Genomic DNA, 20,119 nt, shown 5'->3' on the forward strand with positions numbered 1-20,119 from the left:
AAATTGGAAAATTGAGCCACAGGACGTCGATAAAGGACGGTTTGGGGCGTCATATCGGGAGCTGCGGACCACTTAATCGCAACTTCCTTAACTATTTTTACACCGACGTGCTGGGGATCTCGGCGCTGGCGGCCAGTACCATCTTCCTGATTGCCCGCGCGTGGGACGCGGTTCACGATCCGCTGTTTGCCAGCATTATGGACACCATTAACAGCCGGTTCGGCAAGTTTCGCCACTTTTTGCTGATCGCCCCGCTGCTGATCACCGGCGTCACGCTGCTGTCGTTCTATAAAATCGAAGCGGACATGACCACCAAAATCCTCTACGCCGGGGTGACGTATATCCTGTGGGGGACGCTGTACGCCATCTCCGATATCCCGTTCTGGTCGATGTCGTCGGTGATGACCAACGACTCCGCCCAGCGCACCCGCGCGGTGACGGCGGCGATGCTCGGGGTGAACGCGGGGATTGCCTGCGCCAACATCTTCTTCCCGAAGCTGGCGGCGTTCTTCGCCCAGTACAGCAGCGATAAAGGCTACTTTATGGCGGCGCTGGTGATGATGCTGGTGGGCCTGCCGCTGATGCTTAACGGCTTTATGCAGATCAAAGAGCGCGTGCCGCCGAGCCCGGAAAAGGTGACCATCCGCGACACCTTCCACAACCTGCGCCAGAACAAGCCGCTGTTTATCGTCCTGCTGTCGTTCTTCTTCTGCGTGTTCCACAACGTGGCGGGTGGTCTCTATATATACTTCTTTATCAACAACCTGGGCGACGGCAGCCTGCAGATGGCGATTGGCGTGATGGGGATTGTCGCGGCGGTGCTGTGCCTGGTCGCCCCGATGCTGACGCGCCGGATGCAGAAGCGGAAGCTGTTTATGATCCTCTGCGGGCTGGACGTGGCGGTGCGCGTGGTGATGTGGTTTGTTGGCTATCAGCAGGTGACGATGCTGTTTATTCTCCTCGGCCTGAGCACGCTGTTCGTGATGATGACCAACATCCTCACCTCGTCGATGATTGCCGACACCATCGAGTACGCGGAGTACCACACCCACAAGCGCTGCGCGGCAATCACCTTCTCCGGGCAGACCTTTACCGGCAAGATGTCGGTGGCGGTGGGCGGCGGGTTAATCGGCGTGTTTCTGACGATGATCGGCTACGTGCCGCAGGCGCAAATCCAGAGTGCAGGCGTGCTGTCGGGGCTGTTCTTCGGGATTTGCCTGCTGCCGGCGATAGGGTCGCTGATCCGCATGGGCTTTATGTCGCGCTTTACCTTTACCGAGGAGAAGCATGCGGAGATTTGTCGGCTGCTGGCGGAGCGGAACGCGTCTGCGAAAGCGCCGGGTGGCGGCTGCGCCTTACCCGGCCTACAGGACCAGCCCTTGTAGGCCTGATAAGCGAAGCGCCATCAGGCTTCGCTTTTAAAGACTTACAGCGCCTTCACAAACGCCAGCAGATCTTCGTTGAGCTGGTCCTGGTGGGTCAGCGCGAAGCCGTGCGGCGCGTTGTCGTACACCTTCAGCGTGGCGTTTTTGATCATCTCTGCCGCCAGCTTGCCGGTGCTTTCAAACGGCACGATCTGGTCGTTACTGCCGTGAATAACCAGCGTCGGCACGTCGATTTTCGCCATATCCGGGCGGAAGTCGGTTTCGCCGAAGGCGGTCACGCAGTCGATGGTGCCCTTCAGGGACGCCAGCAGGGCGATGTTCAGCGTCTGGGTCAGGGCACCGGCGGAAACGGTCTGCCCGGCGTTGATGCCGTAGAACGGGGTGGCGAAGTCGCTGATGAACTGGGCGCGATCTTTACGCAGTCCGTCGCGAATGCCGTCGAACACGCTCTGATCCACACCCTGCGGGAAGGTCTCAGATTTACCAAAGATCGGCGTGACCGCGCCCAGCAGCGCCAGACCGGCCACGCGCGCGCTGCCGTAGTTGTTGATGTAGCGGGTCACGTCGCCGCCGCCCATGGAGAAGCCCACCAGCGTAACGTCCTGGAGGTCCAGGGTGGTGATCAGGTCGTTGATGTCGGATGCAAAGGTGTCGTAGTCGTAACCGTTCCACGGCTGATCCGAGCGGCCAAACCCGCGACGGTCAAAGGCGATGGCGCGGAAGCCGCGCTCCGCCAGGTAGTTCAGCTGGCTGTCCCACATGTCGCCGTCCAGCGGCCAGCCGTGGCTGAAGAGAACCGGTTTGCCCGCGCCGCAATCTTTGTAGTAAATCTGCGTGCCGTCTTTTGCCTTAAACGTTGCCATAGTGTGTTCCTGTGCAGGTGATGGTTGTGGTTATACCGGCGCGACCAGGTAGCGAATAGCCGGTGATGTTGTGCCCTGATGAAAAGCCAGAACGCGGCTCTGCAGCAGGAGGTCATTCATGGTGTGGCGCTCCTGCTGGCGCAGATGCTCAATCCAGGAGCCCATCAGGAAGGTCTCGATAAACAGGCCGGGGCGCTCGATATCCTCGTACACCGCCCAGCTCATCGCCCCGGCGCGGCGGCGTACCCGGCGCAGCTCGTGGACCGCCTCCAGGAAGGCCTTCGCGTTGTGCGGGTCAATGAGGTACTCGTGCGAGACCAGCACCGGGCCGCGCTCGTTCGGCAGGTCGATCTCCACGCCGTCCAGCGGCTGGCCGCTCAGGTCGAGGTTCAATTCCGGGTCTTTCTCCAGCTTCCAGCGGAACACGGTGGCGCTTGCCAGCACCATCCCCAGCGTGGCGACCACCAGCGCGGTCGGGGTGCCGAACTGCGACGCGATCTGCCCCCAGATGGCGCTGCCAGTGGTCATTGAGCCGAAGAACACCGTCAGGTAGACCGCCAGCGCGCGGGCCTTCACCCAGCGGGCGGCGCTGCGCTGGGCGCCGAGGTTCAGCGTCGAGAGCACCGCAATCCACGCGAAGCCGGTGAAGAACTCAAACAGGTTGAGCAGCCAGACGTGGCGCACAAACGCCAGCGCCAGCATGGTGAGGGCAAAGACCAGGCTCGCGGCCACCATCAGGCGGTCGGCGTTCAGCCGCTGGCGCAGGCGCGGCAGCAGGATCGCCCCGGCAATCGCCCCCAGGCCAATGCAGGCCAGCATCACGCCGTAGCCCGCCGGGCCTAAGCCCAGCTCGCGGCGCGCCACCAGCGGCAGCAGCGCCCAGCCCGCGCTGCCGAAAACGAAGAACGCCACGGTACGCACCAGCACGTTGCGCAGCACCGGGGCGGCGTGCACGTAGCGGATGCCGGTGCGCACCGCAGAGAAGAAGTGCTCCGGCGGCAGACGCTGAATGGACGGGGCCGGACGCCAGCGCCACAGTACCCACGCCACGCCCACCACGGACAGCGCGTTCAGGGCAAACACCATCCACGGCCCGGCGAGCGACAGCAGGAAACCGCCCAGCGCGGGGCCAATCGCCCGGCTGATGTTCACCCCGAGCGAGTTCAGCGCCACGGCGGCGCCCAGCTCCGGCTTGCTCACCAGATCGGGCACCACGGCCTGGAACGGCGGCGAGCTCATCGCCGCGCCCACGCTCAGCAGAAACGTCGCCACCAGCAGCACGGCGGGGGTAACGTGTCCGGTGAAGGAGAGCGCCGTCAGCCCGGCGGCGGCGATGAACACCCACAGCTGGGAGAAGAGCAGGTATTTACGTCGGTCGACGATGTCTGCCATCACCCCGGACGGCAGGGCGAAGAGGAACATCGGCAGGCTGCTGGCCGCCTGCACCAGCGCGATATCCAGCGGATCGGCGCTCAGGGTCAGCATGCTCCAGTTGATGCCGACGTCGCTCATCCATGAGCCGACGTTAGAGACCACCGTGGCGATCCACAGCATGCGGAACACCGGCTGGCTCAGCGGCTGCCACGGCGAAACCGTCGGTGCGGGCGTCGTCTCGACGTGTGCGTCGCGAACGTCGTTAACCTGGGTCATGCGAACCTCTCCGTTGCCTTACGCTGCAGCCGCCACTGGCCCGGCCCGGTGAGGGCGAGAGTGGTGAAGATAATCAGCAGCAGCCAGCCAAACTGCCCTTCGGCAATCGACCAGTTCGGGTGGACCGCCAGCATCGCCACCAGCAGCACGGCGATGATCGGCAGGCACGCCAGGCGGGTGTAGACGCCCGCAATGATCAACAGCGGGCAGATCACCTCCGCGAATATTGCCGGGATCAGGCTCGCGTAAGGCCCGAAGCCAAACGGATCTTCAATGCGCGTCAGCTCTTCGCTGAAGTGCAGCACCTTCGGCAGGCCGTGGACGTACAGCAGCAGCAGGCTGCCGGTCAGGCGCAGGAAGAACAGCCCCAGGTCGACCCGGGGCGGCACAGTGGTGTTTTTCATCAGAATGCAAAGCAGCTGCAGCCCAGCGCCCCCCAGAAAGCGTTATCGTCGGATACCGGCATCGCTGACGTGCGGGCGAAATCGTGCTGGTGGCTGTGAACCCCGCACGGGCCGCTGCAGTGGTGAGCCACACTCATGCCCACGCGGGCGGCCTGCGGCGGCGCGCTGCGGTAGTGACCCGGCACCTTCACCACCGGGGACCACTCGGGCAGGACCGGGATGGCCGGGGGCGCGAGCGGGCCAAAGCTGCCTGCGGCGTAGACGATGTCGCCGTTCACCACCGTGAGAACGGACTCGATGCCCTTGATCTCCTCTTCCGGCACGCGGAAGTAGTCTTTGCTCAGCACCGCCAGATCGGCGAGCTGGCCGACCTTGATCTGCCCCTTCTGGTTCTGCTCGCTGGAGAACCACGCGCTGCCCTGGGTCCAGAGCATCAGGGCGGTATCGCGATCCAGTCGGGCGCTGTGATCGTACATCTGCATCCCGCCGACGGTGCGGCCGGAGACCAGCCAGTAGAGCGCGGTCCACGGGTTGTAGCTCGCCACGCGGGTGGCATCGGTGCCTAAGCCCACCGGCACGCCGGTCTCGAGCATTTTCGCCACCGGCGGCGTGTGGCGGGTGGCTTCGATGCCGTAACGCTCGGCAAAGTATTCCCCCTGGAAGGCCATGCGGTGCTGGACGGCAATGCCGCCGCCGAGCGCTTTGATGCGGTCGATGTTGGCCTGGGTGACGGTTTCCGCGTGGTCGAAGAACCAGTGCAGACCGTTGAACGGAATGTCGCGGTTCACCTTCTCGAAGACGTCCAGCATGCGGCTGATGGATTCGTTATAGGTGGCGTGCAGGCGGAACGGCCAGCGGTGCTCCACCAGATGGCGCACCACGCGCTCCAGCTCGTCCTCCATGCCCGGCGCGAGGTCCGGGCGCGGCTCGAGGAAATCTTCAAAATCGGCGGCAGAGAAGACCAGCATCTCGCCCGCGCCGTTGTGGCGGAAGAAGTCACTGCCCTGGCCCGGCGTGAGCATGTCGGTCCATTTTTCAAAGTCTTCCAGCTCGTGGCCCGGACGCTGGGTAAACAGGTTGTAGGCGATGCGGATGGTCATCTGCTTCTTCTCGTGCAGCTCGGCAATCACCTCGTAATCTTCCGGGTAGTTCTGGAAGCCGCCGCCCGCGTCGATGGCGCTGGTCAGCCCCAGACGGTTCAGCTCGCGCATGAACTGGCGGGTGGAATTCACCTGCTGCTCCAGCGGCAGCTTCGGCCCTTTGGCCAGCGTGGCGTAGAGGATCATGGCGTTCGGACGGGCAATCAGCATCCCGGTCGGGTTGCCGTTGGCGTCGCGCTGGATCTCGCCGCCCGGCGGGTTTGGCGTGTCTTTGGTGTAGCCGACCACCTTCAGCGCGGCGCGGTTGAGCAGGGCGCGGTCGTACAGGTGCAGGATGAAGACCGGGGTATCCGGCGCGGCGTCGTTGATTTCGTCCAGGGTTGGCATGCGGCGCTCGGCAAACTGGAACTCGGTCCAGCCGCCCACCACGCGCACCCACTGCGGCGACGGGGTGCGCAGCGCCTGCTCTTTCAGCATCCGCAGGGCGTCGGCCAGGGACGGCACGCCTTCCCAGCGCAGCTCGAGGTTGTAGTTCAGCCCGCCGCGGATCAGGTGCAGGTGCGAGTCGTTCAGGCCGGGGATGGCGGTGTGGCCTTTTAAGTCGACCACTTTGGTGCCGTCGCCGTGGTGCTGCATCACCTCGGCGACGGTACCCACTTCCAGAAATTTTCCGTCGCGCACGGCAACGGCTTCCGCGACGGGGTTTTCGCGATCGACGGTGTGAAACTGGCCGTTAACCAGAATGAGATCGGCTTTACCGAGGGTAACCATAACTGCTCCTGACTGAGAGGGGAATGGTCAGGATTATGGGAACCGGTTTCGGAAAAGATCCAGTTATACAATAGGATAGGTATACCAAAGTATAACTATACCTAAGGTTAACTATACGAAGAGATAATTACGCGCGGAGAGGGAAAACCGCAGGATGAGGGTGACTTTATCGTCGCGGCGCTCGCGGCGATTTCTACCCTTAACCACTGGAAAATGCTATGACCTCTTCAAAGCTCGAAGTGTTAACCCCTGCGAACTGTCAGATCATCTTTATCGATCACCAGCCACAGATGGCGTTTGGCGTGCAGTCGATTGACCGTCAGGTGCTGAAAAACAACACCGTGGCGCTGGCGAAAGCGGCTAAGGTGTTCAACATCCCGACCATCATCACCACCGTTGAGACCGAAAGCTTCTCCGGTAACACCTATCCGGAGCTGCTGGACGTGTTCCCGGGCCAGGACATTCTGGAGCGTACCTCCATGAACTCCTGGGACGACCAGAAGGTGCGCGACGCGCTGAAGGCCAACGGCAAGAAGAAGGTGGTGGTGGCCGGCCTGTGGACCGAAGTGTGCAACAACAGCTTTGCCCTGTGCGCGATGCTGGAAGGTGACTACGAAATTTATATGGTGGCGGACGCGTCCGGCGGCACCTCCAAAGAAGCCCACGACTACGCGATGCAGCGCATGATCCAGGCGGGCGTGATCCCGGTGACCTGGCAGCAGGTGATGCTGGAGTGGCAGCGCGACTGGGCGCGTAAAGAGACCTACACCGCGGTGATGGACATCGTGCGCGAGCACTCCGGCGCGTACGGCATGGGCGTGGATTACGCCTACACCATGGTGCACAAAGCGCCGTCTCGCCAGAAGAGCGAGCACCGCACCTTAGCGCCGGTTCCGGCTCGCTAAGTCCCGTCGGCGGGCTGGTCCCTCATCCGGCTCGCCGCTGCCTCTTTCTCTGGAGTTCACGATGAGTACTGGGCTGATATCCCTTGCGGCAGGCGTGTTGATTGGCCTGATGTATGCCGTGCTGAAGGTGCGCTCCCCCGCGCCGCCCGCGCTGGCGCTGATTGGCCTGCTGGGGATGCTGGCGGGTGAACAGGCGACGCGCCATCTCTTATCCCGCGACGGCGCGCCGCCGCCTCAGGCGATCGTTCCGCAGGCCAGTTCGCAGACGGGAGCGTCGTCATGAAAGCATGGATAATTTCGCTGGTGTGCGGCGTGGGTGCTGGGGTAATTTACGCTCTGCTCGACGTCCATTCCCCGGCGCCGCCGGTTGTCGCCCTGCTTGGCCTGTTTGGCATGCTGGTGGGTGAACAGCTCATCCCGGTGGGACGGCGTTTACTGAGTCGCGAACCGCTTACCCTCGCCTGGTTTCGTCACGAATGCGTACCGAAAATCAGCGGCACGGCGCCCCCTGCGCCCGCGAAGGATACCCGCGACGTTAAATGACTGGTTAGAGGAATAACAGCATGACGCTGCCGTGGCGCATTGCCATCATTGATGACGAACGTTCCGTCCGCAGCGGGTTGAGTAATCTCCTGGAGTCGGAAGGCTATTCGACCGATACGTTTGATTCGGCAGAGGTATTTCTGAGCCATCCGCTCGCCCTGTCCGGCGCGGCGCTGGTGATCACCGATATCAAGCTGCGGGGCATGAGCGGCCTTGAGCTGTTTGACAAGCTGCGGCTGCTGGCCGTACCGCCGCCGCCCGTGCTCTTTATCTCCGGTCATGCTGATGAAAATATGCAGCGGTACGCTCTCGGTCTGGGCGCCGCTGCTTTTTTGCGTAAGCCGATTAACATCGATATTCTGCTGGATCATATTCAGCGGGAGCTGGCCCGCCGACAATAAGGATCGCGGATGAACGAAAACGAGCAGCCTGCATTCTGGCCCGCCCAGGGGAATCTTCACCAGGGGCGGGTTTTTGTCCTTAAAGAGGATGTGATTTTTACCGTGCTGGCGCAGGAGGGCGGAATCGCCTGGATGCACGCGCGACATCCTCATTCCGGCGGCTCGTTCATTATCGCCACCGCGGTCAGCGACGAAGAGGAAGAGCGGGCCACCCGGCTGCTCAAAAACGAGTTTGCGCTGCGCGATATGCTGCAGGACAGCTGGGCCATTCGCGCCGTCGCCTCCACCCAGTACCGGGGACGCTTCGCGCTGGTGTACGCCCCGTTTTCCTTTGAGCTACTGGCGCGGCGCGCGGGCAGGGCGATCTCGGGGATCGCGCGCTTTATCGAGCTGGCGATCCAGATCTGCGTCCCTCTGCGCCAGATGCATCTGCAAAACCTGATCCACGGCGATATCAAGCCCGGCAGCATTTTTGTTCAGCACGATGCCACCTGCCGTCTGGGCAGCTTTGGCCTCTCCTGCACGCTCTCCGATGCTTTCTCCCAGACCCGGCTTGCCGTTTCGGGCGGTACGCCTGCGTGGATGTCGCCGGAACACACCTCCCGCACCCAGCGTCCCGTGGATAACCGCAGCGATCTCTACAGCCTCGGCATGGTGCTGTATGAACTCCTGACCGGCCGCCTGCCGTTTGAGCTGGGAAAGGACGACCAGACCAACTGGGCGCATTACCACATCGCCTCGGCGCCGCTGGCCCCGGATGCGATACGCCCGGACGTGCCGGGGATGCTGTCGACCATCATCCTGAAGCTGCTGGAAAAGCACCCCGATAACCGCTACCAGACGGTCGACGGGCTGATTGCCGACCTTCGCCGCTGCCAGGCGACGCTGACCTGCGAGGGCGAAATCGTCGCCTTTACTCCCGGCCAGCAGGACCGTACCCCGGCGATCCATCTGGCGGACTCCCTGTTCGCGACCCATCCGCAGGCGAACGACGTCATTGCCGCGTTTGAGCGGGTGGGGCAGAACCGCGTGCCGGAGCTGGTGACCATCGGCGGGCCGTCGGGGATCGGCAAATCCTCGATCATCGCGACGGTGCTTAAAACGCTGCAGCAGCGCACGGTGCTGCTGGCGGTGGGCAAAGTCGATCAGTTTTCACCGTCGCTGCCCTACGGCGTATTAAGCTCCGCGTTCCGCACCCTGACGCTGCACCTGCTGGGGCTGCCGGCAGACGAGGTGGCGAAGTGGAAAATCCGCCTCTCGCGCGCCCTTGAAGGCTATGAAGAACTGGCCGTCAGCCTGGTGCCCGAGCTGGGCCTGCTGCTTGAGCGCAAGCCGCGCTTCTCGGCGGATACGTTTTCAATTGATGCCCGGGCGCGCTTCAGCCATATGGTGCTGGCGCTGGTGAAAACCTTTGCCTCGCAGGGCTGCCCGCTGGTGCTGGTGCTGGACGATCTTCAGTGGAGCGACGCCGCCAGCCTGCAAACGCTCAACGCTCTGCTGGTGAACTGCGGCGCCATCCCGCTGCTGGTGGTTGTCGCTCACCGCGATATCGGCTCGTTGTCCGACCCCACGCTGCAACAGCAGCTGGCGAGCCTGCCGGAGGCGGCACAGCACGCGAGCGAGATTGTCCCGCAGGCGCTCTCTGTTAAAGCCGTGGCGCGCTGGCTGGCAACGGTGTTTCGCACCCGCAGCGCGGCGACGACCGACCTTGCCACCCTGATCCACGAGAAGACGGGCGGCAACCCGCTTTTTGTGCATGAATTTTTCCGCCGCATCGTCGACGACGGGCTGGTGGTGCATAACAAATACCAGGACAAGTGGCATTACGATCTGCAGGCGATCCGCGCCCGGCATTACACCGAAAACGTCGTCACCCTGGTGCTGGAGCAGCTCGAAGAGCTGCCCGACGAGACGCGCCGCCTGCTGGGCAGCATCGCCTGTCTCGGCGGCACGGGCGAGATGGAGATGATCTGCCGCGTGGTCGGCATGTCGATGGCGGAAATGCGCTATGCGCTGCACCCGGCGGTGATGGCGCAGCTTATCGTGCTGACGGAAAAAAAGTACGCCTTCACCCACGACCGGGTGCAGGAGGCCGCCTTTGCGCTGCTGGATCGGCATGAGAAAAGCCATCTTCACCTGACCACCGCCAGCCTGCTGGCCGACGCCGCGCGCCAGGCGGCGGGGAATGAGCTGCTGTTCCGCGCCGTACATCACGTCACGGCCGCACTGGACAGCATCCAGCCCGCTCCGCAGCGCCAGCGGTTCCGCGAGCTGAGCCTGCTGGCCGCGCGACGCGCGAAGCGTTCGGGAGATTATCTTTCGGCGCTGAGCTATATCCAGACCGCCAGAGCGCTGGGCAACGCCGGGACGGTGTCGGACTTTATGCTCGATATCGAAGAGGCGGGCTGCGAGTTTGCGCTGGGGCACCTGGAGCGGACCCGCGAGCTGTGTGACGCCATCCTCGGCTGCCCCGGCGGGCTGACCGAAAAAGCGCTGGCGGCCAACCTGCTGGTGGAAGTCTACATTCGTCAGTCGGACAGCCGTCTGGCGCTGGAGGCGGCGCTCTGCTGGCTGGGGGTGTTTGGCATCCAGATTGGCCGCTATCCGGAAGATGCCGACTGCGACGAGGCCTGGGAACGCTTTTGCAACCGCGCAAATGACGCGCCGCAACATCTCTTTGCCCCGCTCTCGCGGATGGAGAACCCGGAAACGGAAGCGGTGATGAACCTGCTCTACAGCGCCAGCATTTGCGCCAGCTTCATCTGCCCGCGCCTGCACTTTTTACTGCTCTGCCGCATGATGCACCTGACCCTCGACCACGGCATCACCGGCGCCTCCACCACGGCGATGGCCTGGTTTGGCGTGCTGATGGGCCACCGCTACGCCGAGTATCGCCTCGGGTTTCAGTACGGCACGCTGGCCCGCGAGCTGGTGACCCGCCACGGCTACGATGCCTTTGAAGCCAAGACCCTGCTGCCGCTGGACCAGCTCAGCGTCTGGACCCAGCCTTTGTCGTTCACCATCGAGTGCGCGAAAGCCTGCTTCAGCGCGGCGGTCACCCACGGGGATATGACGATGGCCTGCTTTGCGGCCTGCCACCAAGTGATCAACTTCCTCTCGCGGGGCGATCACCTGGACGGGGTGCTGACCAGCATCGATCGCGGCCTGGCGTTCGTGCGTAAAACCCACTTCCAGGACGTGGAAAGCATTTTGATGGTGCAGCGCGGCTACGTTGAGTTCCTGCGCACGCCGGTCATCGGCACCTGGACCGCGTCGCAGGTCTTGCCCGAGGCGCTGCTTCCCGCGTCGCCGGAGCAGGCACCGGAGCAGACCTCCACCATGCTGTTCTGGTACTGGCTCTATCGCGGCATGGCGCACTTTACCTGCGGCGAGTACGCCGACGCGCAGGCGGATCTGGAGATGGCGGGGTGGTACGCGTGGTCCGCGCCGGGGCACGTCCATCTGCTGGATTACCATCTTTACAGCGCTCTGGCGCTCTCCCGTCAGCTGACGCCGGAGACCTTCTCGGCGAACCACCGCCGCAGCATTCACGCCCACTACGACAAAATTGCCCTCTGGGCGCGCATTAATCCGGGCACGTTCGCGGATAAAGAGGCGCTGATCTACGCCGAAATCGTGCGTCTGGACGGGATGAACAGCATCGCGCTTGAGCAGTACGAGAAGGCGGTCCGGCTCTCCCGCGAGGGTGGGTTTAATCCGATTAACGCCCTGGCCCACGAGCTGGCGGGCCGCTTTGCGCTGGCCTGCGGCTATCCAACCGCCTCGGACGCACACTTCCGCGGGGCCATCTCCGCCTGGGGCCGCGCGGGCGCGCAGGCCAAGGTGCGCCAGCTGGAGCAGGATTTCCCGCACCTGCTGGCCTCCGGGCAGGCGAGCGCCTATGACACGGTAGCGTTCGCCCAGAACGAGACCATCCGCGATCTGCAGAGCGTGATCAAAGCCTCCCGCGCGCTGTCGGAAGAGATCAACCTTGAGCGCTTAATCGAAAACCTGATGACGATCCTCCTCGAACGCGCCGGGGCGCAGCGCGGGCTGCTGCTTCGCGTGAGCGATAGCCTCATTCCGGAGATCGAGGCCAGCGCCTGGACCAGCACCGACGGCGTGCGGGTGCGGATCCTGAAAGACGTGCCGACGGCGACCGACCTGCCGCTGTCGGTGCTCGCGGCGGTGATCCGCACCGGGCAGGAGATCCGCACCGGCAGGCCGGAGGAGTTTCACCCCTTCAGTCAGGACCCCTATCTGGTGACCTCGGGGGCGGCGGTGATGTGCGTCCCGATGTTCAAACAGGCGCGGCTGGTGGGCGTGCTGTACCTGGAAAACCGGCTGATGCCGGAAGTGTTTACCGCCGAGCACTCGCGCGTGGTCAGCCTGCTGGGCGCGCAGGCGGCGGTCTCCCTGGAGACGGCGCGGCTGTACGCCGAGCTGCTGGCGGAGAACATCCAGCGCCGCCGGGTGGAGAAAGAGCTGCGCGCCAGCCAGACCTCGCTGATGCTGGGCGAGCAGATCAGCCACACCGGCAGCTGGCGCTGGGAGCTGGAGCAGGATCTGATGTTTGTCTCGGACGAGTACGCCCGCATTCTCGGCCTGCCCGAGCAGCAAAAGACGATCTCCATGGCGGAGTTTTTGACCTTCGTCCATGAGGACGATTACGCCCGCATCAGCGCCATTGTTACCCAAAGCGTGCGCGACGGGCTCTCGATGCGCGCGGAGTTTCGCGTTAAGCGTCCCGACGGCTCAACGCGCTACATCCTTGGCATTGGCGATCCGGTGGGCGTGGGCAGCGAGGTGAACGAGTATTACGGCATCATCACCGATATCACCAGCCAGCGCGCCGCGGAGGATGCCATGCGGGTGGCGCAGGCGGATCTGGCGCGGGTGTCCCGGGCCACCACCGTCGGACAGCTGACCTCCTCCATCGCCCATGAGATCAACCAGCCGCTGATGTCGATCGTCTCGAACGCCGGAGCGAGCCTGCGCTGGCTCAGCCGCGAGCCCGCCCGGCTGGATAAAGTGCGGGAAGGGCTGGAGGAGATCGCCGCAGAAGGCGCGCGGGCGGGGGAGATCATTCGCAGCATTCAGTCCCTGACGCGCAAGCAGGATCCCACCTTCTCGCGTATCGACATGCACTCCCTGATCCACCATATCATCACGCTTTCGCGCAGCGAGCTGGAGCAGCGACACATAAGCGTTGATTATCTGTTGAACGCCAGCGACAGCTTTATCACCGGCGATAGCGTGCAGATCCAGCAGGTGCTGTTGAATCTGGTGATGAACGCGGTTGAGGCGATGGCCGAGGTGAAGGAGCGTGCCAGCACCATCACCCTCAGCACCAGCAACGCGGACGGGAAGGTGATCGTTGAGATCGCCGACACCGGCAGCGGCATTGAGCCCGAGCGGCTGGAGCAGATTTTTGACTCGTTCTATTCCACCAAGCCGCAGGGAATGGGGATGGGGCTGACCATCAGCGCCAGCATTATCGAGCGCCACTGCGGGAAGCTGAGCGCGCGCCGCCGGGAGCCGCACGGCACGGTATTTGCCTTCGCGCTGCCGCTGGCCGCGCAGGAAGCGTAAACGTTACTCCGCGGGCTGGCTTTTGGTCAGGCGCTCAACGGCCCTGACCAGCTCGGCCACGGAGCGCACCTGCATTTTCTCCATCACGCGGCGGCGGTGCACCTTCACCGTGATCTCGCTGACGCCCAGCTCCGCGGCAATTTGTTTGTTCAGCATGCCGCTTATCGCCAGCGTCAGCACCTCGTGCTCGCGCGGCGTGAGGGACATGTGGCGCTGCTTCAGGGCGTAGTGCTCTTTATTGCGCTCGGCGTTGTTTTCCGCCAGCTGCAGTGCGGATTCGATGGCGTCGATCAGCGCGTTAGATTCGACGGGCTTGGTGAGGAATTCGTAAGCGCCACCTTTGATGGCGCGCACCGACATCGGGATGGTGCCGTGGCCGGTGAGGAAAATAATCGGGATTTCGCGCCCGCTTTCCTTGAGGGCGTCTGCTACCTCAAAACCCGAAATGGCGGGCATTTGCATATCGAGGATCACGCACGACGGCAGATCCTCAAAGCGGTATTGCAGAAACGCTTCTGCCGATGAAAAGCCGATGGCGTTCAGGCCTGCCGATTCCAGCAGCCCGATCACGGACTGTCTGACGGCGTCATCGTCATCTACCACATACACAATGTGTTCCATTCACCGCCCCGGTGCTGATTGACATGTCGAGGATGCAAACAGTCACTACGGCGACGTAAGAGACTGTTTATGCTGCCTTTCATCTTAACACATTAACTATCATTATCATTTAACAATATGATAACCGTATGAAGTATAGCGAGCCGGGGCGGGGGCGGTGAAGGAACGAAACGCTGTTTTTATGCACCGACAAGCTCAATGCGGTTGCCGTCCGGGTCCGCGATCACCGCCTCATAAAAGCCGTCTCCGGTCAGGCGCGGAGCGCTGAGCAGCGTGCCGTTGGCCTGGGCTCGCTCGGCCATGCTGTCCACTTTTGCCTTGCTGCCAACATTGATGGCGATATGCGCCCAGCCGATAAACTCCGGGTGCAGCGGAGCGTCGGGCAGCTCCGGCAGCGTCATGAGCTCGATGGTCGGACCGTCATCCAGCGTAATAAAGTGTGATTCAAACCCCGGACGATTTTTACTGACGTAGCGTTCGTTGCTGCGGCCATTAAAAACCGTTTCCCAGAACTGAACCTGGGCGTTCAGGCTGCGGGTCCAGAGTGCAACATGGGCAATATGCATAAGTTCCCTCGTGATGTGTCGGTGAGGACTTTCACCGGTAAAACAGGCTACACTCTGGTTTTGAGCGCGACAAGCTGAGGAAAAGACAATGCACTACACACTGAAAGAAAGCGACAAGGATAAAGCGGAAGGGTCAAACGGCGCGGGCGCTCTGCAGCAAAAACTGCTGGAGTCCCGTTCGATTGTGATCTCCGGTGAGATCAACCAGGAGCTGGCGCAGAAAGTGATCACCCAGATGATCCTGCTGCAAAGCGTCAGCAACGATCCGATCAAGCTGTACATCAACAGCCAGGGCGGCCATGTGGAAGCGGGCGACACCATCCACGACTTCATCAAATTCATTCGCCCGGAAGTGCACGTCATCGGCACCGGCTGGGTGGCGAGCGCCGGGATCACCATCTTCCTGGCCGCGAAAAAAGAGCACCGCTACTCGCTGCCAAATACCCGCTTTATGATCCACCAGCCGCTGGGCGGCGTGCGCGGCCAGGCGACGGATATTGAGATCGAAGCGCGCGAGATCATCCGCATGCTGGATCGCGTGAACAAGCTGATCGCTGACGCTACCGGCCAGCCGCTGGAAAAAGTGAAAAAAGACACCGACCGCAACTTCTGGATGTCCCCGGCGGAAGCGCTGGACTACGGCATCGTGGGCAAGCTGATCACCCATTATGACGAGCTGAAGCTGGACTAAGTTTTTACCGCCGTGTACGTGTCGGGTGGCGGCTACGCCTTACCCGACCTACACGCCCTCGTTTGACCCATGACAAGTTCCCCCTCTGCTTTCTTACCTATAATCGCGCCTGTTTCCCCTCTCACTGGTGCTACCCATGGCGTATCAACTGAACCTGAACTGGCCGGAATTTCTTGAGAAATACTGGCAAAAACAACCCGTTGTGCTGAAAAATGCCTTCCCGAATTTTGTCGATCCGATTACCCCGGACGAGCTGGCGGGGCTGGCGATGGAGCCGGAGGTCGATAGCCGTCTGGTGAGCCATTTCAACGGTAAATGGCAGGCCAGCAATGGCCCGTTCGAGCACTTCGACGATCTGGGCGAAACCGGCTGGTCGCTGCTGGCGCAGGCGGTGAACCACTGGCATATGCCCGCCGCGGAGCTGGTGCGTCCGTTCCGCGTTCTGCCGGACTGGCGTCTGGACGATCTGATGATCTCCTTCTCCGTGCCCGGCGGCGGCGTGGGTCCGCATATCGATCAGTACGACGTGTTTATCATTCAGGGGATGGGCAGCCGCCGCTGGCGCGTGGGCGACAAGCTGCCGATGCGTCAGTTCTGCCCGCATCCGGCGCTGCTGCATGTGGATCCGTTCGAGCCGATTATTGACGAAGATCTGGCCCCGGGCGATATCCTCTACATCCCGCCTGGATTCCCGCACGACGGCTTTACCCATGAAACGGCGCTCAACTACTCCGTCGGCTTCCGCGGGCCGAACGGCCGCGATCTGATCAGCAGCTTCGCCGATTACGCGCTGGAAAACGATCTGGGCGGCGAGCACTACAGCGATCCGGATCTGACCTGTCGCGAACACCCGGGCCGCGTGGAGCAGTACGAGCTCGATCGCATTCGTCAGATGATGATCGACATGATCGGCAAGCCGGACGATTTCACAAAATGGTTTGGCAGCTTTGTCTCCACGCCGCGCCACGAGCTGGATATCGCCGCCGCCGAGCCGCCGTACGCGCCGGAAGAGGTGCTGGACGCGCTACAGGGCGGCGAAACGCTGTCTCGCCTGAGCGGCCTGCGCGTGCTGAACATCAACGGCAGCTTCTTCATCAACAGCGAACAGCTGGAGACGGTAGACGCGAAGGCGGCGGATGCGCTGTGCCGCTACACCGAACTCGGTCAGGCCGAGCTGGGCGATGCGCTGAAAAACCCGGCGTTTGTCGAGGAGCTCACCGGGCTGATTAATCAGGGGTACTGGTACTTCGACGAGTAGTGCGGCCTGTTGCCCGGTGGCGCTGCGCTTACCGGGCCTACAACGGCGAGAACGTAGGCCGGGTAAGGCGAAGCCGCCACCCGGCAAAAACTACTCCTCCATCGCAATCACAATCGCTTCACCCATCTTCCTCAACGCCTCGCGATTTTTCTCCGTTGGCGGCAGCGCCACGTTGATCCGCAGGCAGTTGCGGTACTTCCCGGAGGCGGAAAACAGCGACCCGGCCGCCGCCTGGATTTTCAGCCGGCACAGCTGCTTGCTAACGCACACCATATCCACGTTTTCCGGCAGCTCCACCCACAGCAGGAAGCTGCCCTGCGGGCGCGTGACGCAAATCTCTGCCGGAAAATACTGCCGCACCCAGCAGGTGTAGGTTTCCATATTCTGCTGATAAATCTGGCGCATGCGCCGTACGTGGCGATGGTAATGGCCGTCGCGGATAAACGCCGCCACCGCCATCTGCGTGCCCGGCACGTTAAACCCGCCCGCGGCGTATTTCATGTGCATCACCCGGTCGTAGTAGCGCCCCGGCACAATCCAGCCGACGCGCAGGCCCGGCGCCACGGTTTTGGTAAACGAGCTGCAGAGGATCACGCGGCCGTCGATATCCATGGAATGAATGGTGCGCGGGCGCGGGTACTCCGCCGCCAGCTCGCCGTAAATATCATCCTCGACAATCACGATATCGTGCCGCTGGGCGAGGGCCAGCACCTGCTTTTTCCGCGCCTCCGGCATGATAAACCCGAGCGGGTTATTGCAGTTGGGCACCAGGATCACCGCCTTGATCGGCCACTGCTCCATTGCCAGCTCTAGCGCTTCGATGCTGATCCCGGTTTCAGAGTCGGTGGGAATTTCAATCGCCTTGATGTCAAACCCGCGCAGCATCTGCATGGTGCCGTGAAACGACGGTGATTCCACCGCCACGATATCCCCCGGTTTGCACACCGACAGCAGGGCGATCGACAGCGCGCCGTGGCAGCCGTTGGTGATCACAATGTCGCTTGCCGAGACGGTGGAGCCGCCGTCCAGCATCAGACGGGCGATCTGCTCGCGCAGCTCCAGGCGCCCGTCAAGCACGTCATAGCTCAGCATCTCGCCGGGGTTATGTTGCGCGATGCGGCTCATCTCGCGCCACAGGGGCTTCAGGCTCGGCTGGTTAATGTCCGGCGAACCGCCGCCGAAGGAGATCATCTCTTTGTCGGCGCGGGCGTCCAGCAGCATCATCACCTCATCCCACTGGGTAACGTCCACCGGGCGCTGCACCGGGCGCGTCATCGCCGGGACGGGCGGCTGGGCCTTGCGCGGCGAGACAAAATAGCCGGAGCGCGGCTGAGGCGTGATCAACTGGAGGTTCTCGAGGATCTGGTAGGCCTGCTGTATGGTGCTGATGCTCACGCCGTGCTCCTGGCTCAGCGCGCGCACCGACGGCAGACGTTCGCCGCTGCGATACAGCCCTTGTTCAATGCGTTCTGCCAGAAGGTTGGCGAGATGTTGATAGCGCGTCATGCTGTATCCTCTGTTTTCACCATACAGATTATAAAACCAGTACAGATTGCTGCGAAAATTGCCATGCAGATACTGTTTTAGCGGATCTGTATGTTAAACAAAAGTTGTTTTTGCATCTGTATTGCACAGGCCGATTTCCGGGATGATAACCCCACTGACACAGTGAGGAGAGCATCATGGAATTCTACGAGAATCGTTCAAAACGTCCGTTTGTTGTGTTTGTCTGGCTCGCGAAAACGCTGCGTAACTGGTATCGCATCAACCGCACCCGCCGCATCCTGAGCCAGATGAGCGACGAGCAACTCAAGGACGTTGGGTTATCGCGATATGATGTGTGAGCCTTATCATCGCCCGGTGGCGCTACGCTTACCGGGCCTACGGGATCGAGTAGGCCGGGTAAGGCGAAGCCGCCACCCGGCGATGTTTAGCGCAACAGCGCAAGCGTCTGCCGCTTCGGTCTTTCCAGCAAATCCAGCGCCTCCTGATACGAGCGCACGTTGTTATAGCCCATCACCAGCCCGTAGCGTTTGCCTGACCCGCGATACCACTCCGATAGCGCATTGACCTGCAGCTGTTGTTCCTGCCAGCAGCGGGCCACTTCCCGGTCGCAGCTCCCTTTGGTGAGAAACGCCACGATATGCATCCCGCCGTCGTTTTGCTCGGTGAAAAACAGATCGCCATATACCTCCTGCAGGGCGGCAATCATCCCGTCGCGGCGGGTCTGATACAGCGCGCGCATCTTTTTCAGGTGACGGAAAAAATGCCCTTCGTTGAGAAACGCGGTGAGGATCTTTTGCGTCAGCACCGGCTGGCCGCTGGTGGTGATGTCCGCGCAGTCGGTAAAGGCCCCGACGGTGCTGGCGGGCATCACCACGTAGCCCATGCGCAGCGACGGCATAATGGTTTTACTGAAGGAGCCCATAAAAATCACCCGATCGCGCTGGTCGAGGCTTTTCAGCGACGGCAGCACCTTGCGCGTATAGTGAAACTCTCCGTCGTAATCGTCTTCGATAATCCACGCCTCGTTCTGGCTGGCCCAGTCGAGCAGCTGCTGTTTACGCGGCAGCGAGAGCGTGACCGCCAGCGGACTCTGGTGCGACGGGGTGACGATGGCAAAACGGGCGTCGCGATGGTGGCGGAGCAGGTAGTCCGTGTCGATGCCGCAGCGATCGACCGGCACCGTGTGCAGGCGCGGCACGATCCGCTTCAGCAACTGCTGGCCCATAAAATAGCCCGGATCTTCAAACACCACCTTGTCGCTGCGGCTGGCGAGGGTGTCGAGGATCAGCCGCAGGCTGCCGCTGTAGCCACTGGTGATCAGCACCTGCTCGGCGGTGCAGGACAAGCCGCGCGAGATGTTGAGGTAGCTGGCGATGGCCTGGCGCAGCGGATACCAGCCCAGCACCGGCGGGTTGAGCATCTCCTCCTGACGCATGGCCCGCGTTGCCTGGCCCGCCAGCAGCAGCCACTTTTTATACGGGAAGCTGTCGAGGGCGGGGATGCCGGGGCGCAGAAAACCCGCCCGCTCGCGCTGGCTGATGAGCGAGGCCGGAAGCGCTCCGGTGGGCTGCTCCGCCGGGGCATGCTTGTCCGGCAGCAGGAGGTCCGGGTTAACCCGCGTGCCGCGCGCCCCCTGGCTCACCAGATACCCTTCACCCGTCAGAATGGCATACGCCGTTTCGACGGTTTTACGCGCCACCTTCAGCTCTTCCGCCAGCACGCGGATGGCAGGCACCTTATCGCCCGGCTTCAGCACGCCGCGCATAATGTTGTCGCGATAGCGGGAATAAATCTCGTGATAGCCCGGCTTCATGTCCTACCTCGTTTCACGATTTTTGTATCTTTTTACTATGTCATGAACGG

General features: G+C 62.3%; 16 protein-coding genes and 1 pseudogene. 9 read left to right on the plus strand and 8 right to left on the minus strand.

Annotated elements, in window-relative coordinates:
• Nucleotides 1-29: 29 nt before the first annotated feature.
• Nucleotides 30-1,385 (plus strand): MFS transporter, encoded by a 1,356-nt coding sequence (locus ACOTXT_RS00005; RefSeq protein ID WP_421625278.1) that lies wholly within the window; start codon nucleotides 30-32, stop codon nucleotides 1,383-1,385.
• Between the two features lie 41 nt (nucleotides 1,386-1,426).
• Here the strand turns inward: ACOTXT_RS00005 and ACOTXT_RS00010 are convergent, their stop codons facing one another.
• From ACOTXT_RS00010 to ACOTXT_RS00025, 4 genes are read right to left on the minus strand one after another with little or no spacing between them, the layout of a single operon-like run.
• The gene (locus ACOTXT_RS00010) at nucleotides 1,427-2,248 is read right to left on the minus strand and encodes an alpha/beta fold hydrolase (protein WP_055321648.1); all 822 of its coding nucleotides are present in this window, start codon (nucleotides 2,246-2,248) and stop codon (nucleotides 1,427-1,429) included.
• Between the two features lie 30 nt (nucleotides 2,249-2,278).
• A complete protein-coding gene (locus tag ACOTXT_RS00015; protein ID WP_055321647.1) occupies nucleotides 2,279-3,898 on the minus strand; it encodes an MFS transporter in 1,620 nt (539 codons plus the stop codon).
• Nucleotides 3,895-4,302 (minus strand): DoxX family protein, encoded by a 408-nt coding sequence (locus ACOTXT_RS00020; RefSeq protein WP_055321646.1) that lies wholly within the window; start codon nucleotides 4,300-4,302, stop codon nucleotides 3,895-3,897. The genes ACOTXT_RS00015 and ACOTXT_RS00020 overlap by 4 nt, the downstream gene beginning before the upstream one ends.
• Nucleotides 4,302-6,173 (minus strand): amidohydrolase, encoded by a 1,872-nt coding sequence (locus ACOTXT_RS00025; protein ID WP_023345366.1) that lies wholly within the window; start codon nucleotides 6,171-6,173, stop codon nucleotides 4,302-4,304. Before ACOTXT_RS00025 ends, ACOTXT_RS00020 begins: the two co-directional genes overlap by 1 nt.
• 218 nt (nucleotides 6,174-6,391) lie before the next feature.
• Between ACOTXT_RS00025 and ACOTXT_RS00030 the strand changes: the two genes are divergently transcribed.
• From ACOTXT_RS00030 to ACOTXT_RS00050, 5 genes are all read left to right on the plus strand, one after another.
• The gene (locus ACOTXT_RS00030; RefSeq protein ID WP_008501349.1) at nucleotides 6,392-7,078 is read left to right on the plus strand and encodes a hydrolase; all 687 of its coding nucleotides are present in this window, start codon (nucleotides 6,392-6,394) and stop codon (nucleotides 7,076-7,078) included.
• 61 nt (nucleotides 7,079-7,139) lie between these two features.
• Complete coding sequence (locus ACOTXT_RS00035) at nucleotides 7,140-7,361, plus strand: DUF1427 family protein (protein ID WP_008501348.1); 222 nt, start codon at nucleotides 7,140-7,142, stop codon at nucleotides 7,359-7,361.
• A complete protein-coding gene (locus ACOTXT_RS00040) occupies nucleotides 7,358-7,621 on the plus strand; it encodes a XapX domain-containing protein (protein WP_008501347.1) in 264 nt (87 codons plus the stop codon). Before ACOTXT_RS00035 ends, ACOTXT_RS00040 begins: the two co-directional genes overlap by 4 nt.
• A 20-nt stretch (nucleotides 7,622-7,641) precedes the next feature.
• Nucleotides 7,642-8,022, plus strand: a complete 381-nt coding sequence (locus tag ACOTXT_RS00045) for a response regulator transcription factor (RefSeq protein ID WP_008501346.1) — start codon at nucleotides 7,642-7,644, stop codon at nucleotides 8,020-8,022.
• A 9-nt stretch (nucleotides 8,023-8,031) separates the two neighbouring features.
• The gene (locus ACOTXT_RS00050) at nucleotides 8,032-13,614 is read left to right on the plus strand and encodes a trifunctional serine/threonine-protein kinase/ATP-binding protein/sensor histidine kinase (protein ID WP_055321645.1); all 5,583 of its coding nucleotides are present in this window, start codon (nucleotides 8,032-8,034) and stop codon (nucleotides 13,612-13,614) included.
• Nucleotides 13,615-13,617: 3 nt separating this feature from the next.
• Here the strand turns inward: ACOTXT_RS00050 and ACOTXT_RS00055 are convergent, their stop codons facing one another.
• Entirely contained in the window at nucleotides 13,618-14,235 is a 618-nt protein-coding gene (locus ACOTXT_RS00055) for a response regulator transcription factor (RefSeq protein ID WP_008501344.1), read from the minus strand.
• A gap of 179 nt (nucleotides 14,236-14,414) precedes the next feature.
• Nucleotides 14,415-14,801 (minus strand): VOC family protein, encoded by a 387-nt coding sequence (locus ACOTXT_RS00060; protein WP_023293372.1) that lies wholly within the window; start codon nucleotides 14,799-14,801, stop codon nucleotides 14,415-14,417.
• An 82-nt stretch (nucleotides 14,802-14,883) separates the two neighbouring features.
• On the opposite strand from ACOTXT_RS00060, the pseudogene ACOTXT_RS00065 reads away from it, so the two are divergent.
• Both ACOTXT_RS00065 and ACOTXT_RS00070 read left to right on the plus strand, forming a co-directional pair.
• Nucleotides 14,884-15,492, plus strand: a pseudogene (locus ACOTXT_RS00065) (ATP-dependent Clp protease proteolytic subunit); the annotation flags it as partial.
• A 136-nt stretch (nucleotides 15,493-15,628) separates the two neighbouring features.
• A complete protein-coding gene (locus ACOTXT_RS00070) occupies nucleotides 15,629-16,750 on the plus strand; it encodes a cupin domain-containing protein (protein ID WP_023326636.1) in 1,122 nt (373 codons plus the stop codon).
• Nucleotides 16,751-16,840: 90 nt separating this feature from the next.
• Here the strand turns inward: ACOTXT_RS00070 and ACOTXT_RS00075 are convergent, their stop codons facing one another.
• Nucleotides 16,841-18,256, minus strand: a complete 1,416-nt coding sequence (locus ACOTXT_RS00075) for a PLP-dependent aminotransferase family protein (RefSeq protein ID WP_047072530.1) — start codon at nucleotides 18,254-18,256, stop codon at nucleotides 16,841-16,843.
• Between the two features lie 176 nt (nucleotides 18,257-18,432).
• On the opposite strand from ACOTXT_RS00075, the gene ACOTXT_RS00080 reads away from it, so the two are divergent.
• On the plus strand, nucleotides 18,433-18,594 hold the full coding sequence (locus ACOTXT_RS00080) for a DUF1127 domain-containing protein (protein WP_055321644.1): 162 nt from the start codon (nucleotides 18,433-18,435) through the stop codon (nucleotides 18,592-18,594).
• Between the two features lie 86 nt (nucleotides 18,595-18,680).
• Here the strand turns inward: ACOTXT_RS00080 and ACOTXT_RS00085 are convergent, their stop codons facing one another.
• Nucleotides 18,681-20,069 carry a PLP-dependent aminotransferase family protein gene (locus ACOTXT_RS00085; RefSeq protein ID WP_055321643.1) on the minus strand — a complete coding sequence of 463 codons (1,389 nt, stop codon included), beginning with the start codon at nucleotides 20,067-20,069 and terminating at the stop codon, nucleotides 18,681-18,683.
• Nucleotides 20,070-20,119: the final 50 nt, after the last annotated feature.

The organism is Enterobacter cloacae complex sp. IR5422 (genome assembly GCF_049238165.1).
GTDB lineage: Bacteria > Pseudomonadota > Gammaproteobacteria > Enterobacterales > Enterobacteriaceae > Enterobacter > Enterobacter roggenkampii.